Origin of the sequence: Serratia oryzae, from assembly GCF_001976145.1 — a bacterium.
In the GTDB taxonomy this organism is placed as follows: domain Bacteria; phylum Pseudomonadota; class Gammaproteobacteria; order Enterobacterales; family Enterobacteriaceae; genus Chania; species Chania oryzae.
The window spans coordinates 80,670-98,025 of the sequence record NZ_MOXD01000002.1; the positions used below are offsets into that span (position 1 = coordinate 80,670).

At 51.9% G+C, this 17,356-nt stretch carries 14 protein-coding genes; 7 read left to right on the forward strand and 7 right to left on the reverse strand.

The window, feature by feature from the left end:
* Window positions 1-13: 13 nt before the first annotated feature.
* The 7 genes from cyoE to BMI79_RS03615 all read right to left on the reverse strand — a co-directional run bounded on the left by cyoE (window position 14) and on the right by BMI79_RS03615 (window position 7,364).
* Window positions 14-904 carry a heme o synthase gene (gene cyoE, locus BMI79_RS03585; protein WP_076940527.1) on the reverse strand — a complete coding sequence of 297 codons (891 nt, stop codon included), beginning with the start codon at window positions 902-904 and terminating at the stop codon, window positions 14-16.
* Between the two features lie 17 nt (window positions 905-921).
* A complete protein-coding gene (locus BMI79_RS03590) occupies window positions 922-1,260 on the reverse strand; it encodes a cytochrome o ubiquinol oxidase subunit IV (protein WP_076940529.1) in 339 nt (112 codons plus the stop codon).
* The gene (locus BMI79_RS03595) at window positions 1,257-1,874 is read right to left on the reverse strand and encodes a cytochrome o ubiquinol oxidase subunit III (protein ID WP_076940530.1); all 618 of its coding nucleotides are present in this window, start codon (window positions 1,872-1,874) and stop codon (window positions 1,257-1,259) included. Before BMI79_RS03595 ends, BMI79_RS03590 begins: the two co-directional genes overlap by 4 nt.
* Window positions 1,864-3,855: a cytochrome o ubiquinol oxidase subunit I gene (cyoB, locus tag BMI79_RS03600; RefSeq protein ID WP_076940531.1), complete on the reverse strand. Its 1,992-nt coding sequence runs from the start codon at window positions 3,853-3,855 to the stop codon at window positions 1,864-1,866. Before cyoB ends, BMI79_RS03595 begins: the two co-directional genes overlap by 11 nt.
* A gap of 4 nt (window positions 3,856-3,859) precedes the next feature.
* Window positions 3,860-4,813, reverse strand: coding sequence for a cytochrome o ubiquinol oxidase subunit II (cyoA, locus tag BMI79_RS03605; RefSeq protein WP_076940533.1), 954 nt, complete (start codon window positions 4,811-4,813; stop codon window positions 3,860-3,862).
* Window positions 4,814-5,253: 440 nt separating this feature from the next.
* Entirely contained in the window at window positions 5,254-6,732 is a 1,479-nt protein-coding gene (gene ampG, locus BMI79_RS03610) for a muropeptide MFS transporter AmpG (protein ID WP_076940534.1), read from the reverse strand.
* Window positions 6,733-6,785: 53 nt separating this feature from the next.
* Window positions 6,786-7,364 (reverse strand): lipoprotein, encoded by a 579-nt coding sequence (locus tag BMI79_RS03615; RefSeq protein WP_076940536.1) that lies wholly within the window; start codon window positions 7,362-7,364, stop codon window positions 6,786-6,788.
* Between the two features lie 339 nt (window positions 7,365-7,703).
* Between BMI79_RS03615 and bolA the strand changes: the two genes are divergently transcribed.
* The 7 genes from bolA (at window position 7,704) to ppiD (ending at window position 17,234) form a co-directional block, all read left to right on the forward strand.
* Window positions 7,704-8,018: a transcriptional regulator BolA gene (gene bolA, locus BMI79_RS03620; RefSeq protein WP_076940538.1), complete on the forward strand. Its 315-nt coding sequence runs from the start codon at window positions 7,704-7,706 to the stop codon at window positions 8,016-8,018.
* 366 nt (window positions 8,019-8,384) lie between these two features.
* The gene (gene tig / locus BMI79_RS03630; protein WP_076940540.1) at window positions 8,385-9,689 is read left to right on the forward strand and encodes a trigger factor; all 1,305 of its coding nucleotides are present in this window, start codon (window positions 8,385-8,387) and stop codon (window positions 9,687-9,689) included.
* Between the two features lie 398 nt (window positions 9,690-10,087).
* Window positions 10,088-10,711, forward strand: coding sequence for an ATP-dependent Clp endopeptidase proteolytic subunit ClpP (gene clpP / locus BMI79_RS03635; protein ID WP_037394628.1), 624 nt, complete (start codon window positions 10,088-10,090; stop codon window positions 10,709-10,711).
* Window positions 10,712-10,873: 162 nt separating this feature from the next.
* Window positions 10,874-12,145 carry an ATP-dependent protease ATP-binding subunit ClpX gene (gene clpX / locus BMI79_RS03640; RefSeq protein WP_076940542.1) on the forward strand — a complete coding sequence of 424 codons (1,272 nt, stop codon included), beginning with the start codon at window positions 10,874-10,876 and terminating at the stop codon, window positions 12,143-12,145.
* Between the two features lie 195 nt (window positions 12,146-12,340).
* Window positions 12,341-14,695 carry an endopeptidase La gene (gene lon / locus BMI79_RS03645; RefSeq protein WP_076940544.1) on the forward strand — a complete coding sequence of 785 codons (2,355 nt, stop codon included), beginning with the start codon at window positions 12,341-12,343 and terminating at the stop codon, window positions 14,693-14,695.
* Window positions 14,696-14,909: 214 nt separating this feature from the next.
* Entirely contained in the window at window positions 14,910-15,182 is a 273-nt protein-coding gene (gene hupB / locus BMI79_RS03650) for a nucleoid-associated protein HU-beta (RefSeq protein WP_024913884.1), read from the forward strand.
* Window positions 15,183-15,350: 168 nt separating this feature from the next.
* Window positions 15,351-17,234 carry a peptidylprolyl isomerase gene (gene ppiD, locus BMI79_RS03655; RefSeq protein ID WP_076940546.1) on the forward strand — a complete coding sequence of 628 codons (1,884 nt, stop codon included), beginning with the start codon at window positions 15,351-15,353 and terminating at the stop codon, window positions 17,232-17,234.
* Window positions 17,235-17,356 lie beyond the last annotated feature (122 nt).

Here is a 17,356-nt window from a genome sequence, read left to right on the forward strand (position 1 = left end):
CAGGTTACCGGGTTTACCAAGCGTAGCTTAACAGCGCTTCTGGTGCAGCCCCTGCGCTGAAGTCGATAGACATCATCACGCTCAGCGAAGTAATGGCAACAATCGAGAACACAAACAGTTTACGTGCCCAGACACTGTCATTTTCGGTTTTATAACCCCGTAGCGCCATACCAAGCCACCATACGCTCACCGCCGCTGCGACGATCAGGTATTTATAGCCGGCATACCCCCCCAGAGTCAGCATCAACGTCGCGATCATAAACGCCAGAATGTAGACCGTAATATGATTTTTAGCGACAGAAATACCTTTTACCACCGGCAGAACCGGAATGTTGGCTGCCTGGTAATCTTTAAAGCGGAAGATGGCTATCGCATAAGAATGCGGCATCTGCCACAGGCTGAAGATCGCCAGCAGGATCAACGCCCCTGCGTCAAACTCGTTGGTGACCGCACAATAGCCAATCACGGGAGGCGCTGCGCCCGACAGGCTGCCGATTAGCGTGCCGTATACCGAATGGCGTTTCATGTACAGGCTGTAAACGCCGACATAAACCACGAAGCCCATCACCGCCAGCCACATGGCCAGCGGGTTTGCGGCGATATACAGCAGTGCAAAACCAGCAATACCCAACAGGGTGGCGTAAACCAGGGTCACACTCGGCGCGATCAGGCCTCTTACCAGCACCCGATTCTTCGTTCTCTCCATTTTCTTGTCGATGTCGCGGTCAATGTAGTTGTTAAATACACAGCCCGAGGCGACAACCAACGAGACACCCAGCAGGGTGGCGAGAAACAGGGGATAGTCGATGCTTCCTTTGGAAGCAAGCAGGAATCCCCCAACGACAGAAATTAAATTGCCGAAAATAATTCCTGGTTTAGTGACTTGCAGGTATTGCTTAATCATTGCGTACGGCTCGGCTCTTAATCGACCATCATATTGATGTTGAGGTTGTACATAATCCAGAGTGAACCCACAACAACGATACCGATGATCATAATGGTGAACAGCAATGCCACCAGGTTCCAGCGTTCTTCCGATGAGGTGTTCATGTGCAGGAAGTAAACCAGGTGAACAATCACCTGGATAACCGCCATACCGACCACCACCGCCAGGATAGTGGAATGAGAGGCGGTGCCGCTCATCACCATCGCAAATGGAATTACCGTCAGAATGATCGACAGAATAAAGCCGGTCAGGTATGACTTCACGCTGCCGTGGCTTGCGCCGCCGTGAGAGGTTTCATGTGATGGATGGCTCATGGCATAACCCCCAGCAGGTAGACAACGGTAAATACGCAGATCCAGACCACATCCAGGAAGTGCCAGAACAGGCTCAGGCACATCAGACGGGTTTTATTGGTTGGGTTCAGGCCGCGCTTGCTCACTTGAATCATCAGCACGATAAGCCAGACCAGACCGGCGCTGACGTGCAGACCGTGAGTGCCTACCAGCGCAAAATAGCTGGACAGGAACGCACTGCGGTCGGGACCAAATCCTTCAGCGATCAGGTGATGGAACTCATAAATTTCGATCGCCACGAAAGCGAGGCCGAACACGAAGGTCAGCATCAACCATTTGTTGACGTTACCAGCCAGGCCTTTGTTCATGCCGATCATCGCCATCCCGTAGGTGATGGAGCTGAACAGCAGCAGGAAGGTTTCAACCAGGACCAACTTCAGATCGAAGATGTCCTTGCCAGAGGGACCGCCAGCGGTCCCATTCACCAAGACTGCATAAGTTGCGAACAGGCTCGCAAACAAAATACAGTCGCTCATCAGGTAGATCCAGAATCCGAAGACTTTGGTCTCTCCTGCATCGTGGTGCCCATGCTCTGCATGGGCTGCGTTATGCTGAGTCAGGATATCAGTTGACATGTTTCACGCCTGCTTTGCTGATTTGTTCATAGCGTTGGTTTTCAATGCGCTCGATTTCATCAACCTGCACATAGTAATCAACATCTTCATCGAAGCTCTTGGCAATCCAGGTAACGATCATGCCGACAAAGCCAGCGATCGCCATCCACCAGATGTCCCAGATCATCGCGAAACCAAATACCAGACTGAAGCCAGCAATAATCACACCGGCACCGGTATTTCTTGGCATATGAATTGGCGCGTATTGCGCTGGTTTCTTGTACGCTTCGCCTTTCTCTTTCATATCCCAGAAAGCGTCACGATCGTGAATTTCCGGTACAACAGCGAAGTTATAGAACGGAGGAGGGGAAGATGTTGACCACTCCAGCGTACGGCCACCCCATGGATCACCGGTCAGATCGCGGTTCTTCTCGCGATCACGCACGCTGACGAGGATCTGAATCACCTGGCACAGCACGCCACAGGCAATCAGTGCAGCACCACTGGCGGCAACCAGCAGCAGCGTGTGGAACTCAGGGTTGATATTCTGGCTCAGACGACGGGTCATCCCCATAAAGCCCAGTATATACAGTGGCATGAAGGCAATGAAGAAACCGATGATCCAGAACCAGAAGGCACGGATACCCCATTTTTCATCCAGCGTAAAGCCGAAGGCTTTCGGGAACCAGTAGGTCAGGCCAGCGAAGCAACCAAATACCACACCGCCGATGATCACGTTATGGAAGTGAGCAATCAGGAACAGGCTGTTGTGCAGCACAAAGTTCGCCCCTGGCACTGCCAGCAGCACGCCGGTCATCCCACCGATGGAGAAGGTGATGATAAAGCCAACGGTCCACAGCATTGCAGAGTTGAACTGGATACGGCCTTGATACATGGTGAACAGCCAGTTGAAGATTTTCACCCCGGTTGGGATGGAAATGATCATGGTGGCGATACCAAAGAAGGCGTTAACGTTAGCGCCAGACCCCATGGTAAAGAAGTGGTGCAGCCAGACGATGAACGACAGGATGGTAATCGCGATGGTTGCCCATACCAGTGAGGTATAGCCGAACAGACGTTTTCTTGAGAAGGTCGCGGTGACTTCGGAGAACACACCGAACACCGGCAGAACCAGGATATACACCTCTGGGTGGCCCCAGGCCCAAATCAGGTTGATGTACATCATCATGTTGCCGCCCATATCATTGGTAAAGAAATGGGTGCCCAGATAGCGATCCAGGGTCAGCAACGCGATGGTGACGGTCAGAATTGGGAATGAAACAATGATCAGCACGTTGGTGCACAGCGCTGCCCAGGTAAACACAGGCATCTTCATCAGAGGCATGCCAGGAGCACGCATCTTGAGGATGGTAGCGAAGAAGTTCACGCCGGTCAGCAGTGTACCGAGGCCGGATATCTGTAGACTCCAGATCCAGTAATCGACCCCGACGCCCGGGCTGTATTCCTTACCTGACAGCGGCGGATACGCCAACCAGCCAGTCTGTGCGAATTCACCCACCCCCAGAGAGACGTTGATCAGCACGACGCCCACCACGAAGAACCAGAAGCTCAGGGAGTTCAGGAACGGGAAGGCAACGTCGCGTGCGCCAATCTGCAACGGCACGGCAATGTTCATCAGGCCTACCACGAGAGGCATGGCCATAAAGAAGATCATGATGACGCCGTGGGCGGTAAAGATCTGGTCGTAGTGGTGCGGCGGCAGGAACCCGGCCTCACCCGCAGAGGCGAGGGCCTGCTGACCACGCATCATGATGGCATCAGCAAAACCACGTATCAGCATCACCATCGCGACGATGATGTACATGATACCGATTTTTTTATGGTCAACGGAGGTCAGCCATTCGCTCCACAGCCACTTCCATTTGCCGAAGTACGTTATCAGCGCCAGCAGTGCCAGGCCTCCAACGAGGATCGCGGCAACGGTGACCATGACGATCGGTTCGTGAACCGGAACCGCATCAAGTGTTAATTTTCCCAACATCAGATTATTCCTCAGCTCCGGCGTGAGCATGTTCGCCCATGTCCATACCCTGGCTCATGTCCATGCCTTCGTGCGCGGAGGTTTCTGCGCCTTTGTGCATGTGCATATCGCCCATGAATTTGCCAATCGTCTCTTTGAACAAATTCGGTCTGACACTGGAGAAGTACTCAACCGGGTTGTTTTCACTCGGCTCTGCCAGTTTGTTAAAATCGCTGGTGGCGTTCAGGGTATTCGGCGATTGCTTCACCTTGGCCACCCACTGATCGAAGTCGCCTTCGGTTGGTGTGACAATGGCGGTGAATTTCATACCGGAGAACCCGTGGCCGCTGTAGCTGCTGGAAATACCTTTATATTCCCCCGCCTCGTTGCCGATCAGGTGCAGTTTGGTTTGCATCCCGGCCATCGCATAAATCTGCCCGCCTAACTGAGGAATAAAGAACGAGTTCATTACTGAGTTGGAGGTGACTTTAAATTCGACGGGAACGTCTTTCGGGAACGCCAGTTCATTAACGGTCGCGATGCCTTGCTCTGGATAGATGAACAGCCATTTCCAGTCGAGCGACACCACTTCGATGGTCATTGGCTTTTTGTCAGCGACAATCGGCCGGAATGGGTCCAGCGCGTGGGTTGTTTTCCAGGTAATGGTGCCAAGGATGGCGATGATAATGATCGGAATGGTCCAGACGACCGCTTCAATCTTGTTGGAGTGTGCCCAATTTGGCGTGTACTTGGCCTCTTTGTTAGAAGCACGGAACTTCCAGGCAAAAGCGAAAGCCATGAAGATCACTGGAACTACCACGATCAACATCAAGCCGATTGCAGTAAGGATCAGTGTCCGTTGTTCAACGCCTATTGCTCCTTTGGGATTCATCAAAACCATATCACAACCACTGAGCATTACCGTGGCTGCAATTAATGACAACATCCCAATACTTTTATTGTATTTCTTAAGTCTCATCTAACGACCCCAATTACAAAGGCTCTATTGTCGTTTCATGTGTGCGGGCATTTTACGGGAAGGTTGCAGTACTGTAAACATGCTTAAGGGAGTGTCAGTGTCTTGTTGACACTTTCTGTTAAGGGGGTCACAGATATAACGCCAGGTGATAATTTACTAATGGCAACAATGTGTTGGCAGGCTGAATCGTGCCGGGCAGGCGGTATCTCAAGGAAAACTAACGGTATGCATAGGGATAGCGGCAAATCCGCCGATTTGAAATACGAAAGAAAAGTATATTTAATGTAAAATAATTGTATTTAAAAAGTGAATTTATTTTTATTTCCGAGTGCTGTACTCGGATAAAAAATAATTTCCGCGGCAATATTATTTTTTCAACGAAATAAATTCATTTCTCTGATGCATTTTTGTCGGCCAGCATTTCGGCTGGCCGACAAAAATCAGGCTAATTGCGTACGGCGCAGCGCCAGATAGTCGAGCGCGCTACCCATCACAATCCCTACCAGGCTAAGCAGCGCTCCCACTTGCAGGAGCTGAACGGCAAAATCTGGCCACTGTGTCCAGTCAAGCGCGTTGGAGATCAACACCAGTAACCACAGGCCGAGCAGTGAACACCCGGTCGCCAGCAGACGCAGTGCCCAACGATAGCTGTGGTGGAATTCGGTGCGTGGCATGAAATTACCGGTCTGTTGGGTGTATTCCAGCGTTTGACGGCAAATGGCCAGCAGCAGCAAGCCAGGCAGTGCCGCAACGATGGAGAACAGATAGAACAATGGCCAGCCATGAGCCTCGACAAACCAGCCAGCAATCGGGCCGACATAGACCCGCCCGACGGCAGAAAGTGCTGAAAGCAACGCAAATTGGGTTGCAGAAAAGGATTTATTGCATAGTGTCATCAGCAGGGCAACAAACGCCGCGGTACCCATACCACCACACAGGTTTTCCAGGAAAATAGCGCTGCCCATGGTGATGATATTCTTGGCGGTAACCGCCAAAATCCAGTAACCGATATTGGAAACTGCCTGCAGAATGCCGAACAGCATCAGGGCGCGGAACAGCGTCAGGCGCTGCATCAAGATGCCACCAAACAGCGCACCAACGATGGTGGCAAACAGCCCGAGCGTTTTATTGACCAGCCCGACTTCCCCGGCGTCAAACCCCACGCCACGGATCAGGAAAGTGGTGCTCAGGCTGCCAGCAAAAGCATCACCCAATTTGTACATGACAATCAGCAGCAGGAGCAGCCAGGCATTGTTGCGCGCAAAGAAATCCCGTAGCGGCGCGACTACCGCCTGCTCCATGGTACGTGGTGCCGGAGTGCTGTTATCCGGTTCTGGGGCCATCAAGGTTGCGGCGACGCCGAGCAGCATCAGCCCGGCCATCAGCCAATAGGTCGCCTGCCAGCCTAAGTAGCGATCGGCCAACCACAGGGCCAAACCGCCAGAAACCAGCATCGCCAAGCGATAACCCAGCACCGAAACTGCCGCACCGGCACCGCGTTCTTCCGCCGACAGCAGGTCCGTTTTGTAAGCATCAAAGACAATATCCTGCGATGCTGAACAAAACGCGACCACCACTGCTAGAGCAGCCAACCACCATAAATGTTGCGTTGGGTTCATAAACCCCATGGCGACAATAGCGACTATCAGCAGCAGTTGGCTGATTAACAGCCAACCGCGCCGCCGCCCGAGAAATGACGGTGTGTAGCGGTCCATAAAGGGCGACCACAGGAATTTGAACACATAGGCCTGACCCACCAGCGAGAAGATCCCGATGGTTTTCAGATCGATATTTTCAACGGTCATCCAGGCTTGCAGCGTACCGGAGGTCAATGCCAGTGGCAGCCCTGAGGCAAAGCCCAGCACCAGCAGCATGATGGAGTTACGCTGGGTAAAAATATTCAGATACTGTTTAGACATGAGATCCTTGTTTGCGCTGCCGGGAAATCCTGGCAGCACAAGGCATTAACGGATTAACGTGCGTTTTGCTTGATAAATTCGTTGACGCTGGTGTCTTGTGCCATATCGGCAATGACATCGCCCAGCACGGTGTTAACCGCATTGGTGATTTTTTCGTTTGTCGCGGTGAAAGCGCCCTGTACGTTATAAGTAGAGCGGTAGTTTTTCACCTGCTTACTGCCATTTTTCGCCTGAGCGATAATGGAGATGTCTGCTTTGGTGGTGATGTTATAACGCAGGTTGCCTTCAGAGACGTCAGCAAACAGATTGTTCACTACGATCTGCAGATCCACGGCACCGGCAGGGCCGATCATATAGCCGCGAGCGCCCATTTGTTTTTCCAGCACTTCCTGCAGCAAGAAACGCAGATCGCGTGAAGGGAGCAGGGTAATCAACTGGCCATCGCGGTTCACTTTTGCCAGCGCCTGGTCTTTACGCTGATCGGCACCATTAATACTGATGGTAATACCTTGCAACGTCGGATCCTGCTGCGGCAGGACGATCTTCGGGGTTACGTTCAGCGTATTGGTACTGGCGGCACAACCGGCAAGCAACAATGCAGCCAGCAGTGGAAGACAAAGTTTTTTTAACATATTACTGTCTCATCAATCGTGGTTATCAGTTATGGATATGTATTAGCGCTGAGTAATCAAGGCGCTAGAGTCAACAACAAATTGCCGACATCATAGCATTGCCGCCAACTGGGGGAAGCGTTGAACATAGCCAAGTGATAAATTTTTACCCAGAGTTGATAAAAACATGCTTTTTCGCTCAACTCAATCGGATAAACTCTCGGTTGTACGCTATGTTGGCATTGTTCTCCATGCAGGGCGGAGAAATTTAAACCGGGAAGATTCTCGCAAGGGCAGAAACGGCTAATATGAACTAGGTGGGTAGGGTATAGTGCGCCAGTGTTGTGAGGAGAAGAACCGATGATTCGCGAGCAAATAGAAACAAAATTAAGGGCGGCATTTGAGCCCGCGTATCTGGATGTGGTGGACGAAAGTTACCGCCATAACGTGCCAGCGGGTTCAGAGAGTCATTTTAAAGTGGTGATCGTTAGCGATCGCTTTGTCGGCGAGCGCTTTTTGACGCGCCATCGCTCCATTTATACCGTATTGGCGCAGGAGCTGGCGGACGGCGTGCATGCGCTGGCGTTACATACTTATACCCTCAAAGAGTGGGAAGGGTTGCAGGATACGGTACCCGCCTCACCGCCTTGCCGTGGTGCCGGAACCGTGGCGTGATGGCTAAAATTTACGGTATCAGTGGAACTTTCACCTGGATTTAAGGTATTACTACTGGCGAATTTTGCAACGGCCTACGGGCCGTTGTTGTTTTTGATGACGACAAAGTCGATGTGGAATGCAGCTCTGATGGCCTGGGCTCAAAGGTGCTTTGGGTGGAAAACCGGCAAAAATGTGATTTTTAACGCACCCGTGCCACCTTGCCATCCTCGACTCGTTACGCATGCGCCGCTATAATGTCGCGTCTTATTTTTCCGGAATGGTTTCGGGACGCTTCTGACATCAGGAAACTCGGTTCTATAATGTAGCCATCCTGGTTTTTGGAACGGAGTTGACCGAGCACTGTGATTTTTTTGAGGTAACAAGATGCAAGTTTCAGTAGAAACCACTCAAGGCCTTGGGCGCCGTCTCTCTATTACTGTACCCGCTGATGTTATCAAGCAAGCGGTGAAGAAAGAGCTGATCAACGCAGCGAAAAACGTACGTATCGACGGTTTCCGTAAAGGCAAAGTGCCGATGAATATCGTTGAACAGCGTTATGGTGCTTCTGTTCGTCAGGACGTGCTGGGCGAACTGATGCAGCGCAACTTTGTTGACGCCATCATCAAAGAAAAAATTAACCCGGCTGGTGCACCAAACTACGTTCCAGGCGAGTACAAAGAAGGCGAAAATTTTGCTTTCGCCGTTGAATTCGAAGTATATCCAGAAATTGAGCTGAAAGGCTTGGAAAGCATTGAAGTTGAGAAACCGATCGTTGAAGTTAACGACGCTGATGTTGACACTATGCTGGAGACTCTGCGCAAGCAGCAGGCAACCTGGAAAGAGACCGATCGTGCAGTCACTGCTGAAGATCGTGTGACCGTTGATTTCTCTGGTTCTATCGATGGCGAAGAGTTTGAAGGCGGTAAAGCGTCTGACTTCGTACTGGCGATGGGCCAGGGCCGTATGATCCCAGGTTTCGAAGAAGGCCTGGTTGGGCACAAAGCGGGTGAAGAATTCACCATCGACGTTAACTTCCCAGAAGATTACCACGCAGAAAACCTGAAGGGTAAAGCGGCCAAGTTTGCTATCGTGCTGAAGAAAGTTGAAGAGCGCGAACTGCCAGAACTGACCGAAGAATTCATCAAACGTTTCGGTGTGGCTGATGGTTCTATCGAAGGCCTGCGTGCCGAAGTGCGTAAAAACATGGAGCGCGAACTGAAAGGCGCCGTGCGTAACCGCATCAAGTCTCAGGCTATCGACGGTCTTGTCAGTGCTAACGAAATCGACGTTCCTGCTGCGTTGATCGACGGCGAAATCGACGTTCTGCGCCGTCAGGCTGCACAGCGTTTCGGCGGTAACGAGAAGCAAGCGCTGGAGCTGCCACGTGAACTGTTCGAAGAGCAGGCTAAACGTCGCGTTGTTGTTGGCTTGCTGCTGGGCGAAGTGATCAGCACTAACGAGCTGAAAGCTGACGAAGAGCGCGTGAAAGCCCTGATCGAAGAAATGGCTTCTGCCTATGAAGATCCAAGCGAAGTTATCGAGTTCTACAGCAAAAACAAAGAGCTGATGAACAACATGCGTAACGTGGCTCTGGAAGAACAAGCGGTTGAAGCCCTGCTGGCGAAAGCGAAAGTGTCTGAAAAAGCGACGACTTTCAGCGAACTGATGAACCAGCCTCAACAGGCGTAATCACCAGTTGAACGTAGCGGCACAATGCGTTGTGCCAGCAAATATTCTACGTTGTGCAAAGCCCGTAACTTTGGTTACGGGCTTTTCTTTTGCCACGTGACTGATTAATCTCAGGTTCACTGTGGCAATATGCACTATATTTATTGTGTTACCGGGTGCAGACGGCAGTGGAAAACGGGTTGTGGGCTGCCCTGCTACATAAGGATGCGGGTGAAAAAGGTTCACCGGGCTTGAATTCTGTCTGTGGCCCCCCACTTCAACAACAGTATGGGCTGTTTTAATGATCACGCCGTCAGATGAGCGTGAAGTCTGTCTTTGCTTGAGCGTAGTCATGGTGAGCGTTCTAAAGTAGAATCGACAGATAATGGCGCCAAGGCAATTTCTATTAGGAGACGGTAATGTCATACAGTGGCGAACGAGATCAATTTGCACCTAACATGGCACTGGTGCCAATGGTGGTAGAGCAGACTTCACGCGGGGAGCGCTCTTACGATATCTATTCCCGCCTGCTTAAAGAGCGTATTATTTTCCTGACCGGTCAGGTAGAAGACCATATGGCTAACCTGATCGTGGCGCAGATGTTGTTCCTCGAAGCAGAAAGCCCGGAAAAAGACATTTTCCTGTATATTAACTCACCGGGTGGTGTGATCACTGCGGGGATGTCCATTTATGACACCATGCAGTTTATCAAGCCGGACGTCAGCACGATCTGTATGGGCCAGGCCTGTTCTATGGGCTCATTCCTGTTGACTGCGGGCACCAAAGGCAAGCGTTTCTGTCTGCCGAACTCCAGAGTGATGATCCACCAGCCGCTGGGTGGCTATCAAGGGCAGGCGACAGATATCGAAATCCATGCGCGCGAAATTCTCAAAGTGAAAGCACGCATGAATGAACTGATGGCGCAGCATACCGGTCAATCGCTGGAACAGATCGAACGTGACACCGAACGCGATCGCTTTATGACCGCAGAAGAATCGGTAGAATACGGTCTGGTAGACGGTATTCTGACGCACCGCAGCTAGAACCATGCGGCTGGCGAAGTATAAGTGCGAGCCGATAGACTATAGTATTCAGAGTGAGCTACGCTCGCGCTGAACAGTGTTATCGGCGTTCCCGGTATAACGTTTGGGCGCACCGCCGCCGTAAATTCCTGCGGGACAAAGACAAAATAAGAGGTTTGACTCATGACAGATAAGCGCAAAGACGGTTCAGGCAAATTGCTGTACTGCTCTTTCTGCGGCAAAAGCCAGCATGAAGTGCGTAAGCTGATTGCCGGGCCGTCAGTGTATATCTGCGATGAATGTGTTGATCTGTGTAACGACATTATTCGCGAAGAGATTAAAGAAGTTGCCCCGCATCGCGAGCGCAATTCATTGCCGACACCACACGAGATCCGCCACCATCTGGATGACTATGTCATTGGCCAGGAGCAGGCGAAGAAAGTTCTGGCAGTGGCGGTGTACAACCACTATAAGCGTTTGCGCAATGGTGATAGCAGCAACGGCGTCGAGTTGGGCAAAAGCAATATTCTGCTGATTGGCCCGACCGGTAGCGGTAAAACCCTGCTGGCAGAAACCCTGGCGCGCCTTCTGGATGTGCCTTTCACCATGGCCGATGCCACCACGTTGACCGAAGCCGGCTATGTGGGTGAGGACGTGGAAAATATTATCCAGAAGCTGCTGCAGAAATGTGACTATGACGTGCAGAAAGCGCAGCGCGGCATTGTCTACATTGATGAGATCGATAAGATTTCCCGCAAGTCAGACAACCCTTCCATCACCCGTGACGTATCGGGCGAGGGCGTGCAGCAGGCGTTGCTGAAGCTGATCGAAGGTACCATTGCTGCGGTGCCACCTCAGGGGGGGCGTAAGCATCCACAGCAGGAGTTCCTGCAGGTTGATACCTCCAAGATCCTGTTTATCTGTGGCGGGGCCTTTGCTGGCTTGGATAAAGTGATCGGTCAGCGAGTGAATACCGGTACCGGTATTGGCTTTGGTGCCACCGTTAAGGGGGAATCTGAAAAAGCGACCGAAGGCGAACTGCTGCTGCAGGCTGAACCGGAAGATCTGATCAAATTTGGTCTTATCCCGGAATTTATCGGCCGTCTGCCAGTTGTAGCTACGCTGAGTGAACTGAGTGAAGAAGCGCTGATCCAAATCCTGAAAGAGCCGAAGAATGCCCTGACCAAACAGTATCAGGCATTGTTCAATCTGGAAGGGGTGGAGCTGGAGTTCCGTGACGAAGCGCTGAACGCCATCGCCAAGAAAGCCATGACGCGCAAAACCGGGGCTCGTGGCCTGCGTTCTATCGTTGAAGGCGCACTGCTGGACACCATGTATGACCTGCCGTCGCTGGAGAGCGTGGACAAAGTGGTGATCGACGAGTCGGTGATCTCCGGTCATTCCAAACCGCTGCTGATCTACGGTAAGCCGGAAGCACAGGCGTCTGGTGAATAATTAACCAGTCGAACCAGAAAGTTATTAGCAAAATGGGGGATTTTATCCCCCATTTCTTTTTCCATACATTCTTGCCGTTGAATGTAAGAGATTCATCCCCATATACTCATAATCCAGATTTTGTGAAACGTTTGATGCTGGCGTCTCATGAGATTCCCCCTCAACCTGGCGGAAATTAAACTAAGAGAGAGCTCTATGAACCCTGAGCGTTCCGAACGCATTGAAATCCCCGTTCTGCCATTGCGCGACGTGGTGGTTTATCCGCACATGGTGATCCCGTTATTTGTTGGCCGGGAAAAATCGATTCGGTGCCTCGAAGCCGCAATGGATCACGATAAAAAGATCATGCTGGTGGCACAGAAAGAGGCCTCAACGGATGAACCTGGCATTAACGATTTATTCTCTGTCGGCACCGTAGCGTCGATTTTGCAGATGCTGAAGCTGCCAGATGGCACGGTGAAAGTGCTGGTGGAAGGCCTGCAGCGTGCGCGCATTACCACGCTTTCCGATAGCGGTGAGCACTTTGCTGCCAAGGCCGAATACCTTGAGTCACCTGCGATCGACGAGCGTGAGCAAGAAGTGCTGGTGCGTACCGCAATCAATCAGTTTGAAGGCTACATCAAGCTGAATAAAAAAATTCCACCGGAGGTGCTGACTTCACTGAACAGCATCGACGATGCTGCGCGCCTGGCGGATACCATCGCTGCACACATGCCGCTGAAGCTCAGCGACAAGCAGTCGGTGCTGGAGATGTTTGATATCACCGAGCGTCTTGAGTACCTGATGGCGATGATGGAGTCGGAAATCGATCTGCTGCAGGTTGAGAAACGTATCCGTAACCGCGTCAAGAAACAGATGGAAAAGAGCCAGCGCGAGTACTATCTGAATGAGCAGATGAAGGCCATCCAGAAAGAACTGGGCGAAATGGACGATGCGCCGGACGAACATGAAGCGCTGAAGCGTAAAATTGAAGCGGCAAAAATGCCGAAAGAAGCCCGCGAGAAAACCGAAGCGGAACTGCAGAAGCTGAAAATGATGTCGCCGATGTCAGCGGAAGCGACCGTGGTGCGCGGTTATATCGATTGGATGCTGCAGGTGCCATGGAATGCGCGTAGTAAGGTGAAAAAAGATCTGGTCAAAGCGCAGGAAGTGCTCGATACCGATCACTACGGCCTAGAGCGGGTCAAAGATCGCATCCTTGAGTATCTTGCCGTTCAGAGCCGTGTCAGCAAAATCAAAGGCCCGATCCTGTGTCTGGTGGGGCCTCCGGGCGTGGGTAAAACCTCGCTGGGGCAGTCGATCGCCCGAGCCACCGGTCGGCAGTATGTACGTATGGCGTTGGGTGGCGTGCGTGATGAGGCGGAAATCCGCGGTCACCGCCGTACTTACATCGGCTCCATGCCGGGTAAGCTGATCCAGAAGATGGCCAAGGTGGGGGTGAAAAACCCGCTGTTCCTGTTGGATGAGATCGACAAAATGTCATCCGACATGCGTGGCGATCCCGCTTCAGCGCTGCTGGAAGTGTTGGATCCGGAACAGAACGTGGCGTTCAACGATCACTATCTGGAAGTGGATTACGATCTGTCGGACGTGATGTTTGTTGCTACTTCAAACTCAATGAACATCCCGGCACCGTTGCTGGATCGTATGGAGGTGATCCGTCTTTCCGGCTACACCGAAGACGAAAAACTGAACATTGCCAAACAGCACCTGCTGCCGAAACAGCTTGAGCGTAATGCGCTGAAAAAAGGTGAACTGACGGTTGATGACAGTGCCATTATCGGCATTATCCGTTATTACACCCGCGAAGCCGGGGTACGTAGCCTGGAGCGTGAGATCTCCAAGCTGTGCCGCAAAGCGGTGAAATCGCTGTTGATGGATAAAACGCTCAAGCACATTGAGATCAATGGCGACAACCTGAAAGATTACCTTGGCGTTCAGCGCGTCGACTATGGCCGTGCCGATACGGAAAACCGCGTAGGTCAGGTCACTGGGCTGGCATGGACGGAAGTGGGCGGCGATCTGCTGACTATCGAAACCGCCTGTGTGCCTGGCAAGGGCAAACTGACCTATACCGGTTCTTTGGGAGAGGTGATGCAGGAATCAATCCAGGCAGCGCTGACCGTAGTGCGGGCCCGTGCTGAAAAACTGGGTATTAACGCGGATTTCTATGAAAAGCGCGACATCCACGTGCACGTTCCTGAAGGAGCAACGCCGAAAGACGGCCCAAGTGCGGGTATTGCCATGTGCACGGCCTTGGTGTCCTGCCTGACCGGCAACCCGGTACGTGCCGATGTGGCAATGACCGGTGAGATCACCCTGCGTGGGCAGGTATTACCGATTGGTGGCCTGAAAGAGAAGCTGCTGGCTGCTCACCGTGGTGGTATCAAAACCGTGCTGATCCCTTATGAGAACAAGCGCGATCTGGAAGAGATCCCTGATAACGTCATCGCTGACCTGGAGATTCATCCGGTGCAGAAAATTGATGAAGTTTTGAATATTGCGTTGCAGAACCCGGCCTTCGGTGCGCAGCCTGTCGCGGTAAAATAGTGACGGATCGCAAAAACCATTGATAAAACTTATGCTGGCAAGCCATTTCGGACTTGCCAGTATTTTTATGTGCCGCTAAGTTAGATCGCTGTCATGCCGCGTTTTGCTGCTGTTTGGTGGCTTGCCAAGGCACGACGGGATTGATATAACAGCTGCGCTGTCGCAGCCGTAGGGTTTTCCGGTGCGACGTTTGAATTCTAGAGGGGATGATAGAGTGAATAAGTCACAACTGATCGACAAAATTGCCGCAGGCGCTGATATTTCTAAAGCGGCAGCCGGACGTGCTTTAGATGCAATTATTGCATCCGTTACCGAATCCTTGAAAGAAGGGGATGACGTAGCTCTGGTTGGTTTCGGTTCTTTCACCGTGCGTGAGCGTTCAGCTCGTACCGGTCGTAACCCACAAACCGGTAAAGAGATCAAAATTGCGGCAGCCAAGGTTCCGGCATTCCGTGCAGGAAAAGCGTTGAAAGACGCCGTGAACTGATTACCGCGTCGAAACGATTAGCAACACATAAACAATCACCTGACGCAGCGGTGCTGGTGAGGTAAGATATAAGGCGCATCAGATTGATGCGCTTTTTTTATTTTTGTCGCAGGGAACGCGCCTGCACAAGGGTTTTTAATCCACATCACAGCGGAGTGTTGTCACACTATGATGGACAATTTACGCGCGGCTGCTAACAACATCGTGCTAAAAATCATCCTGGCCCTGATCATCTTGTCATTTGTTCTGACAGGGGTGGGTAGCTACCTGACCGGCGGTTCCGGCGATTATGCGGCGAAAGTCAATGGCCAGGTCATCGAACGTGCTCAACTGGAGCAGGCTTTCCAGAGTGAGCGTAGTCGCATGCAGCAGCAGTTGGGTGACCAGTTTTCCGCGCTGGCGGGGAACGAAGGTTACATGCAGCAACTGCGCCATCAGGTGCTGTCGCAGTTGATTGACAACATGCTGCTCGATCAGTATGCCAAAAAGTTAAACCTGAACGCGAGTGACGAACAGGTGAAGGACGCTATCCGTAAGGCGCCTTACTTCCAGACTGACGGCCAATTCGATAACGCCAAATATCTCGATCTGATTACCCGTATGGGTTACAGCGCCGATAATTATGCGCAATCCATGCGTCAGCAACTGATTAATCAGCAACTGCTCCAGAGCTTTGGGGGTTCCGGTTTTATACTGCCAGCCGAGTCTCAGGCCATGGCTGCCCTGATGTTGCAGGAGCGCGATGTGCGTTTGGCGACGATCGATCTTAAAGCGCTGCTGGCTAAGCAGACCGCGACAGACGATGAGCTGAAAGCGTATTACGAACAGAACCAGAACAGCTTCATCGCACCAGAAAAGGTGAAGGTGAGCTTTATTGCGCTGGATGCTGCCGCACTGCAAGACAAAGTAACGGTTAGCGAAGCGGATATCAGTGCCTATTACGACCAGCATCAGAGCAATTACGGCCAGCCGGAACGCAGAAATTACAGTGTGATCCAGCTGAAAACCGAAGCGGATGCCAAGGCGGTTCTGGATGAGCTGAAAAACGGCGCCGACTTTGCCACGCTGGCGAAAGAGAAATCTACCGACATCATTTCACGCCGCGATGGCGGTGTGCTGGGTTGGCTTGAGCCGGAAACGACCGCTGATGAACTGAAACAGGCCAATCTGACAGAGAAAGGCCAGATATCCGGCGTGGTGAAATCTTCGGTGGGTTATCTGATTGTCCGTTTGAACGATATCAAACCGGCGGTGGTGAAGCCATTAAGTGAAGTGCATGATGCCATCAGCAAACAGGTGAAGCAGGAAAAAGCGGTTGATGCCTACTATGCATTGCAGCAGAAGGTGAGCGAAGCTGCCACCAGCGACAATGAATCCCTGGCTTCGGCGGAAGAAGCCGCCGGCGTTAAAGCGGTGCAAAGCGACTGGTTTACCCGCGACAATGTTCCGGCAGCGCTGAATTTTAAACCTGTTGTGCAGTCAATCTTTGACGGTTCACTGATTGGTGAGAATGGGGCACCGGGCAGTAACTCCGATGTGATCACCGTTGATGGCGATCGCGCGTTTGTTATCCGTGTGACAAATCACCAGCCAGAAGGCATTGAGCCGTTTGACAAGGTGAAAGATCGCGTTACTGAGATGGTGAAGCGCAACAAAGCGCTGCAGGAAGCGAAGCTGCAGGGCGAGAAGCTGTTGGTTGAACTGAAGCAGGGTAAAGGCGATGAAGCGATGAAAGCGGCAGGCCTGAGCTTTGGCAGCGTGCAGAAAATGACGCGGAACTCGGAAGATCGCCAACTGGTGGAAAGCATATTCTCGCTGCCTCATCCTCAGGATGGCAAGTCCGTTTATGGCATGTCGCAGGATCGTCAGGATAACGTGGTGCTGATCGCGTTGGATACCGTGCGTCCTGGCACTTTACCGGCAGATGAGATGAAAGCCTTTGTCAGCAAAATGCAGGAGAGTGCGGTAGGTATTGCACTCGATTCGTTGCTGTCAAACCTGCGTAAAGAAGCCAAAATTACCATGGGTGCCGCTGAGCAACAACCTCAATAAGCACCGCATTTCTCTGCAACAAAATGTAATTCATCAAGGCCGCTTTCGCGGCCTTTTCCATATTTAACATCTGTCATTTGCTGAATATTTGCCGCTGCGGCAAGGTAGCCTCGCTGTTAAAC